Genomic DNA, 429 nt, shown 5'->3' on the forward strand with positions numbered 1-429 from the left:
GGGGTATATAGGAGTCGAAATGTTGACACTTGGAACTGATGTCACATTTTCTTTGCTTGAAATGATGAGTATGACGCACATATCTTAACTTCAACCATATGTATATCTTATTGATTGAAAAAAACTAATTTTGTAACATGCGACAACAAACTTTGGTGGACGTCACGTGAACACAAATAATATTACATTAAAAATGTTAATCACTTGTTGCTTCTTTTGCTTGTTGAATCCAGCTTTCGCTCAATCTTATTGGGAAGTAGAAGGTATTGGTAAAAACAAATCAGAAGCAACGATCGATGCGAAAGAAAATCTAGCTTTTCGGGTAAACAGTACAGTAAAGGCATCTACGTTTAATTCCCAAGTTTCCCTATCTACGATAGAAACAAAAAACGGAGAGGAGATTGGAACTCGCGGTAAAGTAGACAGTGT

General features: G+C 35.9%; 1 pseudogene. It reads left to right on the plus strand.

What is annotated here, in order from left to right:
• Nucleotides 1–166 precede the first annotated feature (166 nt).
• Nucleotides 167–429, plus strand: a pseudogene (locus AB4486_RS26030) (hypothetical protein); the annotation flags it as partial.

The organism is Vibrio sp. 10N.222.55.C6, from assembly GCF_041473395.1.
In the GTDB taxonomy this organism is placed as follows: domain Bacteria; phylum Pseudomonadota; class Gammaproteobacteria; order Enterobacterales; family Vibrionaceae; genus Vibrio; species Vibrio crassostreae_C.